Source organism: Ectobacillus polymachus (assembly GCF_048159605.1).
Classification (GTDB): Bacteria; Bacillota; Bacilli; order Bacillales; family Bacillaceae_G; genus Ectobacillus; species Ectobacillus polymachus.
The window spans coordinates 1-14330 of the sequence record NZ_JBLREB010000011.1; the positions used below are offsets into that span (position 1 = coordinate 1).

13 protein-coding genes, 1 tRNA gene, 3 rRNA genes, 1 other RNA gene, 2 pseudogenes and 1 other annotated feature are annotated in these 14330 nt (G+C 38.8%); of the genes and pseudogenes, 18 read left to right on the top strand and 2 right to left on the bottom strand.

The features are described 5' to 3' along the window. Window positions 1-103: ribosomal RNA gene (locus ACM5BR_RS18475) — 23S ribosomal RNA — on the top strand; the annotation flags it as partial. A gap of 188 nt (window positions 104-291) precedes the next feature. Beyond that, window positions 292-407: ribosomal RNA gene (rrf, locus tag ACM5BR_RS18480) — 5S ribosomal RNA — on the top strand. A 243-nt stretch (window positions 408-650) separates the two neighbouring features. Here the strand turns inward: rrf and ACM5BR_RS18485 are convergent. Then, window positions 651-1610, bottom strand: coding sequence for a YaaC family protein (locus ACM5BR_RS18485; protein WP_416829672.1), 960 nt, complete (start codon window positions 1608-1610; stop codon window positions 651-653). Between the two features lie 118 nt (window positions 1611-1728). Here ACM5BR_RS18485 and guaB point away from each other — a divergent pair, with 118 nt between their 5' ends. The 7 genes from guaB to ACM5BR_RS18520 all read left to right on the top strand — a co-directional run bounded on the left by guaB (window position 1729) and on the right by ACM5BR_RS18520 (window position 8703). Next, window positions 1729-3192 carry an IMP dehydrogenase gene (guaB, locus tag ACM5BR_RS18490; protein ID WP_416829673.1) on the top strand — a complete coding sequence of 488 codons (1464 nt, stop codon included), beginning with the start codon at window positions 1729-1731 and terminating at the stop codon, window positions 3190-3192. Window positions 3193-3297: 105 nt separating this feature from the next. Then, complete coding sequence (locus tag ACM5BR_RS18495) at window positions 3298-4620, top strand: serine hydrolase (RefSeq protein ID WP_416829674.1); 1323 nt, start codon at window positions 3298-3300, stop codon at window positions 4618-4620. Between the two features lie 351 nt (window positions 4621-4971). After that, a complete protein-coding gene (pdxS, locus tag ACM5BR_RS18500; protein ID WP_416829675.1) occupies window positions 4972-5856 on the top strand; it encodes a pyridoxal 5'-phosphate synthase lyase subunit PdxS in 885 nt (294 codons plus the stop codon). Between the two features lie 15 nt (window positions 5857-5871). Continuing rightward, window positions 5872-6459 (top strand): pyridoxal 5'-phosphate synthase glutaminase subunit PdxT, encoded by a 588-nt coding sequence (gene pdxT, locus ACM5BR_RS18505; RefSeq protein ID WP_416829676.1) that lies wholly within the window; start codon window positions 5872-5874, stop codon window positions 6457-6459. Window positions 6460-6509: 50 nt separating this feature from the next. Further along, window positions 6510-6721: a binding site (T-box leader), on the top strand. 52 nt (window positions 6722-6773) lie between these two features. Then, the gene (gene serS / locus ACM5BR_RS18510) at window positions 6774-8048 is read left to right on the top strand and encodes a serine--tRNA ligase (RefSeq protein WP_416829677.1); all 1275 of its coding nucleotides are present in this window, start codon (window positions 6774-6776) and stop codon (window positions 8046-8048) included. Window positions 8049-8160: 112 nt separating this feature from the next. Next, window positions 8161-8253, top strand: a tRNA-Ser gene (locus ACM5BR_RS18515). Window positions 8254-8358: 105 nt separating this feature from the next. Beyond that, window positions 8359-8703, top strand: a complete 345-nt coding sequence (locus ACM5BR_RS18520; RefSeq protein ID WP_416829678.1) for a sigma factor-like helix-turn-helix DNA-binding protein — start codon at window positions 8359-8361, stop codon at window positions 8701-8703. Window positions 8704-8757: 54 nt separating this feature from the next. Here the strand turns inward: ACM5BR_RS18520 and ACM5BR_RS18525 are convergent, their stop codons facing one another. Further along, on the bottom strand, window positions 8758-9426 hold the full coding sequence (locus ACM5BR_RS18525; protein WP_416829679.1) for a deoxynucleoside kinase: 669 nt from the start codon (window positions 9424-9426) through the stop codon (window positions 8758-8760). A gap of 274 nt (window positions 9427-9700) precedes the next feature. Between ACM5BR_RS18525 and tadA the strand changes: the two genes are divergently transcribed. From tadA to ACM5BR_RS18570, 9 genes and pseudogenes are all read left to right on the top strand, one after another. After that, a complete protein-coding gene (tadA, locus tag ACM5BR_RS18530) occupies window positions 9701-10186 on the top strand; it encodes a tRNA adenosine(34) deaminase TadA (RefSeq protein WP_416829680.1) in 486 nt (161 codons plus the stop codon). Between the two features lie 77 nt (window positions 10187-10263). Continuing rightward, an RNA gene (gene ffs / locus ACM5BR_RS18535) (signal recognition particle sRNA large type) lies at window positions 10264-10529 on the top strand. 158 nt (window positions 10530-10687) lie between these two features. Further along, window positions 10688-12343 (top strand): DNA polymerase III subunit gamma/tau, encoded by a 1656-nt coding sequence (dnaX, locus tag ACM5BR_RS18540; protein ID WP_416829681.1) that lies wholly within the window; start codon window positions 10688-10690, stop codon window positions 12341-12343. A gap of 4 nt (window positions 12344-12347) precedes the next feature. Next, window positions 12348-12689, top strand: coding sequence for a YbaB/EbfC family nucleoid-associated protein (locus ACM5BR_RS18545; RefSeq protein ID WP_416829684.1), 342 nt, complete (start codon window positions 12348-12350; stop codon window positions 12687-12689). A 12-nt stretch (window positions 12690-12701) separates the two neighbouring features. Further along, window positions 12702-13193, top strand: a pseudogene (gene recR, locus ACM5BR_RS18550) (recombination mediator RecR); the annotation flags it as partial. Between the two features lie 4 nt (window positions 13194-13197). Beyond that, window positions 13198-13422, top strand: a pseudogene (locus tag ACM5BR_RS18555) (toprim domain-containing protein); the annotation flags it as partial. Window positions 13423-13439: 17 nt separating this feature from the next. Then, the gene (locus ACM5BR_RS18560) at window positions 13440-13667 is read left to right on the top strand and encodes a YaaL family protein (RefSeq protein WP_416829682.1); all 228 of its coding nucleotides are present in this window, start codon (window positions 13440-13442) and stop codon (window positions 13665-13667) included. 94 nt (window positions 13668-13761) lie between these two features. Beyond that, entirely contained in the window at window positions 13762-14025 is a 264-nt protein-coding gene (locus ACM5BR_RS18565) for a pro-sigmaK processing inhibitor BofA family protein (protein ID WP_416829683.1), read from the top strand. A 190-nt stretch (window positions 14026-14215) separates the two neighbouring features. After that, window positions 14216-14330: ribosomal RNA gene (locus ACM5BR_RS18570) — 16S ribosomal RNA — on the top strand; the annotation flags it as partial.

A 14330-nucleotide genomic window follows, 5' to 3' on the forward strand; every position in this document is an offset into this window, starting at 1 on the left:
AAGCTAGTAAGATCCCTGAAAGATGATCAGGTAGATAGGTCTGGGGTGGAAGCGTGGTGACACGTGGAGCTGACAGATACTAATCGATCGAGGGCTTATCCAAAAAGTAAAAAGTGGAGCCGGCTCGTTCTGCTCCGGAGGACGGAAGTTCTCGACTCAAAAAGGCGCTTTTTACCTTTTGTGAGGCGAGGTTTTCCGACCGGAAGGAGCTAGCCGGCGGAACTGGATTACATTCATCTGTAATATTTTACACCCTGTTACCTAGTTTTGAAGGAATATTTCCTTTATAGGTCTAGTGATGATGGCGAAGAGGTCACACCCGTTCCCATACCGAACACGGAAGTTAAGCTCTTCAGCGCCGATGGTAGTTGGGACTTTGTCCCTGTGAGAGTAGGACGTCGCTAGGCAAATCGAAAGAACCAGTCGTTATGACTGGTTCTTTTTTATATTCTTGTTTATCCAGCACGTAGGTTTAAGAATTAGGCGAAGCTTTACGAAGAGTCTGCCCGTAAATGCAAGTACCTTCTCGAGTTAACCCAAAAACCTTATTTTTGAAAAGCTTTATTTCTTGGGTAATAAAAAATGCAGCTAATTATGAATATGTAAACATTCGGATATTGTTACACAAGATAAGCGGGGGAGCAGCTAGATTATTTGTTATGAATGAGTTGAAACAAATAAAGATAAAAATAATAAGGAATTTTCTCAGAAGAAATCGAAAGAAATTGAAAAATATACGGATAATCCTCAGAATTATAATTACGAAGTAATTCACTCCACCATTCTGTCTCATAGCGGCAAATCATGCTCAAATTATAAAGAATCAAATAGTGGGACATTACTTCAGGGAATACAGTCATCATAGATCGTGTGGGAGGAACAAAGTATGAATCCTGATAAATATCATAGAGCAGCGGAGAACAATTAAACCCATTCCAAGGAGCAGTCATTTCAAATATCATTTCCTTGACTGGAATAAGGTGAAGATGAGAGCAAGATGCAACGATATATTCTCTAAAGCGTTGCTCTGTCATATGAAATTGGTCTAATACAGCTGAAGGGATAGAAACATTTGTATGATTGATCCGTGTTACTTTTAGTAAAGAAGGTTCCTTTTTGCTATATGAATATAATTCATACAATTCAGCAATTCTGTGTAAAAGAGAGTCCATTGTATATTTTTCGCCTTCTAAATACTTGATGTGAAATAGTTTATCGGCAGCATGGGTGAATAATCCGTTCTTTTGGATTTTTACTTCGTCTAGTAAAAAGGAATAATCCTGTTTTTTTCGTTTTCGAGTCGTTACTCCGTGAGCTAATAAAGTGGTGGATTCAGGATAATTCGGATCAACCGTTAAAAGACAGGCTTTTAGCAGTTGAATCATGCCATAAAAGAGAAGAACAGGCTTAATGGAAAGAGGGGCTTGTTTAGCGAGAATATAGTAATTCTTACCGTGTTCTAGATAATAAATAAAGGGGAAACAATTTTCATAGCTGCGTTTATCCCATTCGGGTACTTCCAAAGCTTGATAACAGGATGCTAAAAAGTGTTGCGTATGAACGGAAGAAATAAAAAAACTAAATTGATCCCAAATTGATTTTTTATTCATAAAAGTACGCTCCTTAAAAAATTCTAAATATTTCAACAAATAAGCACTTCCTTGACAGTATTTTGTCCAATTGTTAAGCTACTAATAATATTTTAGAAACCATAGGGGGGAAAGATTTATGTGGGAAAACAAATTTGTTAAAGAAGGTTTAACGTTTGATGATGTACTTTTAATACCAGCAAAATCAGAAGTTCTTCCTCGTGAAGTGTCTGTAAAGTCCGTATTATCTGATACATTACAATTGAATATACCAATGTTAAGTGCAGGTATGGATACAGTTACAGAAGCGGATATGGCGATTGCAATGGCACGTCAAGGTGGACTAGGTATCATTCATAAGAATATGTCAATTGAACAGCAGGCTGAGCAAGTGGATAAGGTAAAACGATGTGAAAGTGGAGTTATTTCAGATCCTTTCTTTTTAACACCTGAACACCAAGTGTACGATGCAGAACATTTAATGGGCAAATATCGTATTTCTGGTGTACCAATCGTAAATAATGAAGACGAGCAGAAGCTTGTAGGAATTCTCACAAATCGTGATTTGCGATTTATTCAAGACTACTCTATAAAAATTTCTGATGTTATGACGAAGGAAGATCTTGTTGTTGCACCAGTAGGAACTACGTTAGAGCAAGCAGAAAAGATATTACAAAAGTATAAAATTGAAAAACTCCCATTGGTAAATGAAAACGGCGTATTAAAGGGTTTAATTACAATTAAAGATATTGAAAAAGTTATTGAGTTTCCTAATTCAGCTAAGGATAAACAAGGTCGACTTTTAGTTGGAGCAGCTGTAGGAGTAACAGCCGATACGATGACAAGAGTAGAAGCACTTGTTAAAGCAAAGGCAGACGTAATTGTCATTGATACAGCCCACGGACATTCCAAAGGTGTTATCGAAAAAGTAAGGGAAATTAGACAACAATACCCTGATTTAAATATTATTGCAGGAAACGTCGCTACTGCAGAGGCAACAGTTGAACTTATTGAAGCTGGCGCAACTATTGTTAAGGTTGGGATTGGTCCTGGATCTATTTGTACGACACGTATTGTTGCTGGGGTAGGTGTACCTCAATTAACAGCGATCTATGATTGTGCGACAGCAGCTCGTAAGTACGGTGTACCTATTATCGCAGATGGTGGTATTAAGTACTCTGGAGATATGGTTAAGGCACTTGCTGCTGGTGCTAATGTGGTAATGGTCGGTAGCTTATTAGCAGGTGTTTCAGAAAGTCCTGGAGAAACTGAAATTTATCAAGGACGCCGATTTAAGGTATATCGTGGTATGGGCTCAGTGAGCGCTATGGAAAACGGAAGTAAGGATCGTTATTTCCAAGAAGGAAATAAAAAGCTTGTTCCAGAGGGTATAGAAGGCCGTGTACCTTATAAGGGACCTCTTGCTGATACACTTCATCAAATGGTTGGTGGTTTGCGAGCTGGAATGGGATATTGCGGAGCTAAGGATTTAGAAGTGTTACGTGAAAATGCGCAATTCATTCGAATGACAGGCGCTGGATTACGTGAAAGCCATCCACATGATGTTCAAGTTACAAAGGAAGCACCAAACTATTCATTATAATATTCCACTTTTAGACAGAGTTCGACTAGCTCTGTCTATTTTTTTTAGATTGTGTTAGAATAACGATTATGTGAGAATATCGTTAATCTAATAGGAGGTAGAAACGTGAAAGCGTCGTTTCAAAAGCTGTTTGTGATTGTATTAATTATTCCACTATTATTCAGCATGGCTTTTTCAACTAGTACTGTATCGGCACAAACGAATACACCGTTAAATGTACAAGCTGAAGCTGCGATATTAGTGGACGCAAATTCAGGAAAAATATTATATGAAAAAAATGCTGATTCTTCTTTAGCTATTGCCAGCATGACGAAAATGCTGACAGAGTATATCGTACATGATGCGGTGAAAAGCGGAAAAATAACATGGGATCAAAAAACACAAATTTCAGATTATGCTTATACTATTTCGCAAGATCGCTCACTATCTAATGTTCCTTTAGAAAAAGGCGGATCCTATACAGTTAAAGAGCTTTATGAAGCGATGGCCATTTATTCTGCAAATGGTGCAGATATTGCATTAGCTGAGCTTATTGCTGGATCGGAAGCTAATTTTATAAAACTAATGGATCAAAAGGCACAAGAACTAGGCTTAAAGGATTATAAATTTGTAAATGCAACAGGTCTTACAAATAAAGACTTAAAGGGAAGACAACCAGAAGGTACAAGCCCTGATGAAGAAAATAAAATGACTGCAAAAGATTGTGCTATCGTTGCGCAACACTTAATTCAGGATTATCCGGATTCATTAGAAACAGCAAAAATTCCACATAAAGTGTTCCAAGAGGGCGGGAAATACCCTGTAAAAATGGATAACTGGAACTGGATGTTACCAGGTCTCGTTTTCCAATATGATGGAGTGGATGGATTAAAAACAGGCTCAACTCCTGAAGCTGGTTATTGCTTTACAGGAACTGCAAAACGCGGAGATATGCGACTTATCTCTGTTGTTATTAAATCAAATTCGTATAACGCACGTTTTGATGAAACGAAAAAATTATTCGATTACGGATTTAGTAATTATGAAGAGAAACAATTGTATCCACAAGGCTATCAATTACCAGATAAGAAAACAATTCCTGTAGCAAATGGAAAACAAAAAGAAGTTGATATTGAAACAGGAAAGGCTGTTGATATCGCAATTCCAAAAGGAAATAAATCTCCTTATACGATTGGTTCTCAGTTTGATAACAAGGAAGCATCAGCGCCAATTAAAAAGGGTGCAAAAGTGGGCTCTATGACAATTAAGTCTAACGATAGCAATGATCCTGGCTTCTTAACAGGTAACGAGTTAAAAGTAGATTTAGTAACGAAGACTAATGATGACAAGGCAAATTGGTTCGTTTTAACTATGCGCGGCATAGGGTCATTCTTCGGAAATGCTTGGAATGGTACGGTGAATTCGGTAAAAGGTTTGTTCCATAAGTAAGTCCCCCATTGGGGGGCTTTTTTTATATCATAAATATCAGTTGAAATAAGCATTATATTGTACAAAGAGCAAATGTACATGAATCAATGGTATGTCATGTTACACATAATAAGTATGTACCATGCTATAAGGTCATATTTCATAAAAGCGATTTCAAAATTATAAGAGAATTTAGGTTACTTGTTCGGGAATAACAATGATTTTTAAGGAAGCATACTTGAATTGTACGGAATTTCCATTGATTTTTGTTAATAATCATGTAAAAAAATAGACATTCGCCTTATAATAGATGGTAAAATGAAAGAGAATTTTTTAATATATCTTGTAATAAAGACTAGGGGGCTCCACAAGATGAATGAAACAGGGACAAATCGTGTAAAACGCGGTATGGCAGAAATGCAAAAAGGCGGCGTTATTATGGACGTCGTAAATGCTGAGCAAGCAAAAATTGCAGAAGCAGCAGGTGCTGTAGCTGTAATGGCATTAGAACGAGTTCCAGCTGATATTCGTGCAGCTGGCGGTGTAGCACGTATGGCTGATCCAACGATTATTGAAGATGTAAAGAATGCGGTTTCCATTCCAGTTATGGCAAAATGCCGCATTGGTCATATAGTTGAAGCACGTGTTCTTGAAGCGTTAGCTGTAGATTATATCGATGAAAGTGAAGTACTAACGCCTGCTGATGAAGTTTTCCATTTAAATAAGAGTGTATATACAGTTCCATTTGTATGCGGTTGCCGTGATTTAGGTGAAGCAGCTCGTCGTATTGGTGAAGGAGCAGCTATGCTTCGTACAAAGGGTGAGCCTGGAACGGGTAATATCGTTGAAGCAGTTCGTCACATGCGTAAAGTGAACGCAGAGGTAAGTCAACTTGTAGCTATGCGCGAAGAAGAAATTATGACATATGCGAAAAACCTTGGTGCTCCATATGAAGTTCTTCTTGAAATTAAACGTTTAGGTCGCTTACCAGTTGTAAACTTTGCAGCAGGTGGTGTATCAACTCCAGCTGACGCTGCATTAATGATGCAATTAGGCGCAGACGGTGTATTTGTTGGTTCTGGTATTTTTAAATCTGAAAACCCTGCTAAATTTGCTGCTGCTATCGTTGAAGCTACAACACACTATGAAGACTATGAATTAATTGCTCGTTTATCAAAAGGACTTGGTAATCCGATGAAGGGCATTGAAATTTCTAGCTTACTTCCTGATCAACGCATGCAAGAGCGCGGCTGGTAAGAGGGGATTACACCTATGACAACGATTGGTGTATTAGGACTTCAAGGTGCAGTTCGTGAGCATGTAAAAGCGATTGAATCGTCAGGAGCGACTGCGGTTGTAGTAAAGAAAGTAGAACAGTTAGCAGAAATCGATGGACTTATTTTGCCAGGTGGTGAAAGTACCACGATGCGTCTGCTAATTGATAAATATGGATTTATGGAGCCGTTGCGACAATTTGCAAAAGACGGAAGACCGATGTTTGGAACTTGTGCAGGTATGATTCTAATGGCGAAGCATCTTGTTGATTATGAAGAGCATCTAGGTGTTATGGATATTACGGTAGAACGCAACGCTTTCGGTCGACAACGGGAAAGCTTTGAAGCTTCTCTTTCAATTAAAGGAGTAGCTGACGATTTTATCGGTGTGTTCATTCGTGCTCCGTATGTTGCTAGCGTAGGTGATAATGTAGAGGTATTATCTACTCATGATGATCGCATCGTAGCAGTCCGCCAGGGTCAATATTTAGCTGCTTCGTTTCATCCTGAATTAACAGATGACTATCGCTTGACAGCGTATTTTGTGAAAATGGTCGAAGAGGCAAAGGCACAAAAAATCGTATAATTCTCTTGAAAGTTGTCAAAGATTATAGTACATTGATGATAATCTTATAACAAAAAGCAATGATAGGAATTAGTAGCAGGACTGTTTTTAGCAGAGAGTCGGTGGCTGGTGAAAACCGATAAAAGCGGCTTGTGAATCCATCCTGGAGTGGAATACGAAAGCGTGAAATAAGTATTTCCGGTGAAGAGCCGTTATATCCAGCTAAGAGGAAAGCTATGGCTTTCAATTAGGGTGGCAACGCGGGTAAACTCCCGTCCCTTGTATGAGGGACGGGAGTTTTTTGTGTTTAATTTTTAAATAGGAGGAGAAAAAATATGCTTGATATTAAATATTTACGTGCCAATTTGGAAGAAGTAAAAGCAAAGCTTCAGCACCGCGGGGAGGATTTAACTGATTTTGATCGTTTTGAAGGATTGGATCAAAAACGAAGAGAATTATTGGTGAAAACTGAGGAATTAAAAGGTAAGCGCAATGAAGTATCAGCACAAATTTCTATTTTAAAGCGTGAGAAGAAAAATGCAGATGATTTAATTTTGCAAATGCGTGAAGTTGGCGACAGTATTAAGACGTTAGATGAAGAGCTTCGGGTTGTAGAAGAGGAGTTGCAACACATTTTACTTACGATTCCAAACATTCCTCATGAATCTGTTCCGGTTGGTGATACAGAAGAGGAAAATATAGAAATTCGTAAATGGGGAGAAATTCCTACCTTTACATTTGAGCCAAAGCCCCATTGGGATATTGCAACAAATTTAGATATTATTGATTTTGAGCGTGCAGCTAAGGTAACAGGAAGCCGCTTTGTATTTTATAAAGGATTAGGTGCGAAATTAGAACGTGCTTTAATTAGCTTTATGCTTGATTTACATACAGAAGAGCACGGTTACAAAGAAATTTTGCCTCCATATATGGTAAATCGTGATAGCATGACAGGAACAGGGCAGCTTCCGAAGTTCGAGGAAGATGCATTCCTTATTGAGAGTAACGACTATTTCCTAATTCCAACTGCTGAAGTTCCGGTTACGAATATGCATCGTGATGAAATTCTAAATGGTGAAGCTTTACCGATTAAATATGCTGCGTATAGTGCTTGCTTCCGCTCTGAGGCAGGATCTGCGGGACGTGATACACGTGGATTGATTCGCCAACACCAATTTAATAAAGTAGAACTTGTGAAATTTGTAAAACCTGAAGATTCTTATGATGAGCTTGAAAAGCTAACAAACGATGCAGAACGAGTGCTGCAACTTCTTAAACTTCCTTATCATGTACTTAGCATGTGTACGGGAGATTTAGGATTTACTGCAGCAAAGAAATATGATATTGAAGTATGGATTCCAAGCTACGGTATTTATCGTGAAATCTCTTCTTGCAGTAATTTTGAAAGCTTCCAAGCACGACGCGCTAATATTCGCTTCCGCCGGGAGCCAAACGCAAAGCCAGAACATATTCATACATTGAACGGGTCTGGTCTTGCAATTGGTCGAACAGTAGCAGCTATTTTAGAAAATTACCAGCAAGAAGATGGCTCTGTTATTATTCCAGAGGTACTCCGTCCATATATGGGGAACCGTGAAGTTATTAAATAAAGCATACGGCAAAGATGTAAAAGGAAAAGGTGCCTACTTTTCCTTTTACATTGAAAACAAAAAAAGTCTTGACTAAATAAAGAGGGTTCGATATAATTTTCTTTGTCAATATGGAGGAATACCCAAGTCTGGCTGAAGGGATCGGTCTTGAAAACCGAGAGGCGGTGCAAGCCGCGCGGGGGTTCGAATCCCTCTTCCTCCTCCATTAACCATTGACAACAGCGCATAGCATATAAGTGGAGATTGAAAAACTCGTTACGGCTGTAGCGAGTTTTTATTTTAGATTTAGTAGGAAGTGAAAGATAGTACCATGGATCTTCTTGTTCAAACGATTCCGTTAGAGGGAAAAACATTATATTATGTACAATGTCCGACATGTAAAAAAAATCGAATTTTAAATAGTATATCGAATGTAAGTAATATCGTAAGCGAAGAAGCATTTCGCAAGCTTTGCGGTTGCCGTTGCGAGACAGTTAAAACGAAACAACGTAATCATCGTACGAAGCTAACTGCTGTTGTGGATGGAAAAGAGATGACCGTAAAGGAAATTGCAGATGCTTATCAGTTAAGTTCAAGTACCGTACGTCAGCGCATTCATGCGGGCAAAACTGGTAAAGATTTAATCGCACCAACAAAACGGTCGGCAAAAAAATAAGTAAAAAAATCCCGTGATGTATAAACACACGGGATTTTTTTACGGCTTATCCTACTATTTTACGAGCTTTCTTGTTTGCTGCAGAAAGTTGCCGATCTTTTGGATGATGGGTTCGATGGATTGTTGTTCGTTTATAATATCGTATTCGTTTATATTTAGACGCAGTACAGGACATGCGTTAAAGGTATTAATCCAATCTTCGTATCGTTCGTGCATTTCCTTCCAGTAAGATAATGGTGTTTGCTGTTCCATTGGACGTCCTCGTTCCTTAATACGATTTACGATATCGTCAAAGGAGCCTTCTAAGTAAATTAATAAATCCGGATGAGGGAAGTAAGGTGTCATGACCATAGCATCAAATAAATCTTTGTAGGTTTCATAATCTGTTTTAGTCATCGTTCCTTTTTCAAAATGCATTTTTGCAAAGATGCCCGTATCTTCATAGATGGAACGGTCCTGTACGAATCCCCCGCCATACTCAAAAATTCGCTTCTGTTGCTTAAAGCGTTCGGCAAGAAAGTATACTTGAAGATGAAAGCTCCAACGTGTAAAATCACTGTAAAATTTATCTAAGTAAGGATTGCTGTCTACTTTTTCAAAGGATGTGCGGTAATCTAGAGCTTTTGCGAGAGTGCTTGTCATCGTTGACTTTCCAACACCGACGGTTCCTGCAATGGTAATCACAGCATCACTCGGAATCTGATAAGTTTGTCTTACGTTCATTCCTACATAATCTCCTTTTTCAATGTATGTTCGAGAGAGGATAACATGAAATCCAATCACTTTTAGTAAAACCGAGACTGATAAAAAATCAAAACAGATTCATTGTAGCATACGGGCGTTGTATTAGGACGAATTCGTTAAAAAAATCAGTGATTCCCTTTTGACACACATCATAAATCAAGTTAATAATAAGCTTAGCATTCAAAAGAACGGGAATATGTATAGGAAATTGTCATCGTAACGAAACTTCATAGTATAAGGAAGGAATGAAAACATGGAAGACGAACAATATATGAAAGTAGCTATAGAAGAAGCGGAGAAGGCGAGAAGTCTGCTAGAGGTTCCGATTGGAGCCGTAATTGTATACAAAGGAAACATCATTAGTAAAGCTCATAATCTCCGTGAAACGGAGCAGCGTTCCATTGCTCATGCAGAATTATTAGCGATTGATGAAGCATGTAAAAAACTTGGTACGTGGCGACTAGAGGAGGCTACACTGTATGTTACGTTAGAGCCATGCCCTATGTGCGCCGGAGCGATTGTTTTATCACGAATTAAGCGAGTTGTATATGGAGCGAGTGATCCAAAGGGGGGCTGTGCTGGTACGCTGATGAATCTACTAGAGGAGGAACGCTTTAATCATCAAGCAGAGGTAGTTAGCGGTGTTTTAAAAGAAGAATGCGGCGCGATGCTTTCTAATTTTTTTAGGGACATTCGTAAAAAAAGAAAGCAAAAGGACCTAAATATTGGAATGGAATGATAAGTTGCTTTTTATATATAAAACAGTTATACTAATTATGCCTTCGTTAAGGCAACTAAATAATGGTTCTAACTTTGCCGTGCTAAGCGGGGAGGTAGCGGTGCCCTGAACTCGCAATCCGCTCTAGCGAGGCTGAATCCCTTCTTGAGGTTACTTTTGCTGTAAGGTCTGCCTTACGCAAGTAGTGTTGATGTCTGGGTCCTGCGCAACGAGAATCTGTGAACCTTGTCAGATCCGGAAGGAAGCAGCAATAAGCAGAACCTCTCGTGTGCCGCGGGAGCGCCTGGACGGAGCTAACTACGTAAGTAACGCTTATGGCAGATAATCGATGGAAGGTGCACGGCAGTTAAATACAAACAGACAAAGTCCACTTTAGTAAGTGGGCTTTTTTGTTTTCTGTTTATGAAAAGCAAATAGTACGTCCTTTCTGTAATGGAATACAGAATCGGAATAAGGTATAATATGATGAGATAAAACTGTTTGAAGGAGGCCCTAATTTTCGTGTCATATCAGGCGCTTTACCGAACTTGGAGGCCGCAACGTTTTGAGGATGTAGTCGGTCAACAACATGTAACGAAGACTCTACAAAATGCCCTTCTTCAAGATAAAGTATCCCACGCTTATTTATTTTCTGGTCCGCGTGGAACAGGAAAAACAACCATTGCGAAAGTATTTGCAAAAGCCCTGAACTGTGAGCATCCGAAAGCGGAAGAGCCATGTAATGAATGTCCATCTTGTTTAGGCATTACAAATGGATCTATTGCAGACGTATTGGAAATCGATGCTGCTTCTAATAATGGGGTAGACGAAATTCGTGATATACGGGACAAAGTCAAATATGCACCCAGCTCGGTTCGCTATAAAGTATATATTATTGATGAGGTTCACATGCTCTCCATGGGAGCATTTAATGCATTATTAAAAACATTGGAAGAGCCGCCAAAGCATGTAATATTTATTTTAGCTACGACAGAGCCTCACAAAATCCCACCTACTATCATTTCTAGATGCCAGCGGTTTGAGTTTCGAAAAATATCGGTAGGGGATATTGTAGAACGATTGCATACCGTTGTTAATAATGAAGGAACAGAGGTAAGTGAGGAAGCTTTGCATATCGTAGCAAGGGCTGCTGAAGGTGGTATGCGCGATGCACTGAGCATACTAGACCAAGCGATTTCCTATAGTCAAGGCAGCGTAACGGTAGAGGATGTTCTTGCCGTAACAGGCTCAGTTGCACAAAAACATCTTAGTCAGCTAGCGGTATGCATGTATGAAAATGAAGTTTCAGAGGCATTACGTATAGTGGATGGTATAATGAATCAAGGAAAAGATCCACTTCGTTTTATGGAGGATTTCATCTATTATTTCCGTGACATGCTTTTATATCAAACGTCACCACAGCTTATCGATTTATTAGATCGAGTTATAGTGGATGAGCAGTTTCAAGAGCTAAGTGAGAAATGGAAGGCTGACATGATATATGAGGTCATTCATATGTTAAGTAAGAGTCAGCAAGATATGAAATGGACGAATCATCCGCGAGTTTTCCTTGAAGTGGTTATTGTAAAGTTATGTCAGGTGCAAAAATCTGACCTTGTGCAAGCGGCTCTTAAGCGAATAGAGGATATGGAGCAGGAATTAGCTAAGCTACGTAATGGTATCCCAGCTCCGCAAGAATCGCATACTCCGCAGCAACGAAAAGTTACGAACTCTGTACGAACGAATATTCGTTTGCCAATGGGACGTATTCATGAGGTGCTAAAGAGCGCAACAAGAAAGGATTTAGAACAGGTAAAATCCACTTGGGGCGAAGTATTAGAGCAGCTTAAAGCAAAAAGTAAAGTATCCTATGCAGTGCTATTAGAAAATAGCGAACCTGTCGCTGCTTCCGTTGATTCGTATATTCTTGCATTTCAATTTGATATTCATTGTAAAATGGCAAGTGAAAATGAAGATGGAATTGCAGCAACAGAGCAAATTTTATTAGAAGCCATTGGAAAAAGAATGCACATGATTGCCATTCCAAAATCCGAGTGGGCAAAAATTCGAGAAGATTTTTTGCAGCATGAACCTACTGAAGAAGAAAAACCAAAGGATCCTCTCATTGAAGAGGCGTTAAAATTGGTTGGCGAAGAATTTGTTGAAATCAAAGAATAATAAAATGGAGGAATCGTTAATGAATCGTGGTATGGGAAACATGAATGGTATGATGAAGCAAATGCAAAAAATGCAAAAAAAAATGGCTGAAGCGCAAGAAGAATTGTTGAAGAAAACTGTCGAAGGAACTGCTGGCGGTGGAATGGTAACGGTAGTAGTGAGCGGTAGTAAACAAATTCTTGAAGTGAAAATCAAAGAAGAAGTCGTAGATCCTGAAGATATTGAAATGCTGCAAGATCTTGTGTTAACTGCAACGAACGACGCTTTGAAAAAGATTGATGATATGACAAATTCTACAATGGGTCAATTTACAAAAGGATTGAACTTACCTGGCGGATTATTCTAGGAGGCAATTTGTATGCATTATCCAGAGCCGATTTCGAAGCTGATCGATAGTTTCATGAAACTTCCTAGTATTGGACCTAAAACGGCAGTACGCCTTGCATTTTTTGTTTTAGATATGAAAGAGGATGATGTATTAGATTTTGCAAAGGCGCTCGTTAACGCAAAGCGAAATTTAACATATTGTTCGGTTTGTGGGCATATTACAGATAAGGACCCTTGCTATATTTGTGATGATTCACATCGAGATCAATCCGTTATTTGTGTAGTACAGGAGCCCAAAGATGTTATAGCTATGGAGAAAATGAAGGAATATGAAGGAGTTTATCATGTTCTTCATGGTGCCGTTTCTCCTATGGAGGGGATCGGTCCAGAAGATATTCGTATTCCTGAGCTGTTGAAACGCCTTCATGACGATACGATTCAGGAAGTGATTTTAGCTACGAATCCGAATATTGAAGGAGAAGCAACCGCTATGTATATTTCTCGACTATTAAAGCCAACAGGAANTTCCTGAGCTGTTGAAACGCCTTCATGACGATACGATTCAGGAAGTGATTTTAGCTACGAATCCGAATATTGAAGGAGAAGCAACCGCTATGTATATTTCTCGACTATTAAAGCCAACAGGAATTAAAGTGACTCGTATTGCGCATGGTCTTCCTGTAGGAGGAGACTTAGAATATGCAGACGAAGTAACACTTTCTAAAGCACTCGAAGGTCGAAGAGAGATATAACAGCAGGGGGAAATACAATGCTTTTTCATAAAAAAGGAAATTTAAGACGAGAATATGATCAGAAGTTGTTGGCATTACTTGAGGAATTGAAGATAGATTGGGCTCGCCAAAAACATATATTGGATCAAAGTGTAGAGACCTCGGAAGATGTTATGTATTATGTTCACCTTTCTGAAGCTAAATACTTTTATATGTTAAAGCAAGCAAAAAATCGTAAGCTAAATATGATGATGTACGCGAAGTGATATCCGAATTCGGATATCACTTCTTTACAAGAGATTGGTCTTTTTTTTGTCTTCATCCATACATATATAGTACAAGTATGGAAGGAGGGAGAAGATGAACCATATACTCATTATTTCTAGTATTGTGGGTTGTATCATTCTGTTGCTTGTAATGGGGTTGAAGCCTATTCGGTTTATCGGGAGTATGTTTGTGAAGATAGCAATTGGAGCGCTATTGTTGTTTGCTTTAAATGTAATTGGAGCCCAAATCAATTTTCATATTCCGATTAATCTAATTACAGCTAGTGTTTCTGGATTGCTTGGGGTTCCAGGCATTGCTGCATTAGCAATTATTCAATTGTTTGTATTTCCGCATTAACAAATTTTTATTGACGACATTTCATGAGTATGTTATATTAGTTTACGTCCTAAACGACAGAAAAAAAGTTGTTGACGACGTTATTGTAATATGTTATATTATAAAAGTTGCTGCAAGACAGCGTATGAACTTTGAAAACTAAACAAAACAACAAACGTCAGTTTTTTAATAAGCTTAGGTAAACTTAACTTTTATGGAGAGTTTGATCCTGGCTCAGGATGAACGCTGGCGGCGTGCCTAATACATGCAAGTCGAGCGAGCCCTTCGGGGCTAGCGGCGGACGGGTGAGTAACACGTGGGTAACC

Excerpts from the sequence above, each read along its gene's own strand:
- ACM5BR_RS18485 (WP_416829672.1), bottom strand. The coding sequence starts at position 1,610 with ATGAATAAAAAATCAATTTGGGATCAATTTAGTTTTTTTATTTCTTCC.
- guaB (WP_416829673.1), top strand. The coding sequence starts at position 1,729 with ATGTGGGAAAACAAATTTGTTAAAGAAGGTTTAACGTTTGATGATGTA.
- pdxS (WP_416829675.1), top strand. The coding sequence starts at position 4,972 with ATGAATGAAACAGGGACAAATCGTGTAAAACGCGGTATGGCAGAAATG.
- pdxT (WP_416829676.1), top strand. The coding sequence starts at position 5,872 with ATGACAACGATTGGTGTATTAGGACTTCAAGGTGCAGTTCGTGAGCAT.
- serS (WP_416829677.1), top strand. The coding sequence starts at position 6,774 with ATGCTTGATATTAAATATTTACGTGCCAATTTGGAAGAAGTAAAAGCA.
- ACM5BR_RS18520 (WP_416829678.1), top strand. The coding sequence starts at position 8,359 with ATGGATCTTCTTGTTCAAACGATTCCGTTAGAGGGAAAAACATTATAT.
- ACM5BR_RS18525 (WP_416829679.1), bottom strand. The coding sequence starts at position 9,426 with ATGAACGTAAGACAAACTTATCAGATTCCGAGTGATGCTGTGATTACC.
- tadA (WP_416829680.1), top strand. The coding sequence starts at position 9,701 with ATGGAAGACGAACAATATATGAAAGTAGCTATAGAAGAAGCGGAGAAG.
- ACM5BR_RS18545 (WP_416829684.1), top strand. The coding sequence starts at position 12,348 with ATGGAGGAATCGTTAATGAATCGTGGTATGGGAAACATGAATGGTATG.
- ACM5BR_RS18560 (WP_416829682.1), top strand. The coding sequence starts at position 13,440 with ATGCTTTTTCATAAAAAAGGAAATTTAAGACGAGAATATGATCAGAAG.
- ACM5BR_RS18565 (WP_416829683.1), top strand. The coding sequence starts at position 13,762 with ATGAACCATATACTCATTATTTCTAGTATTGTGGGTTGTATCATTCTG.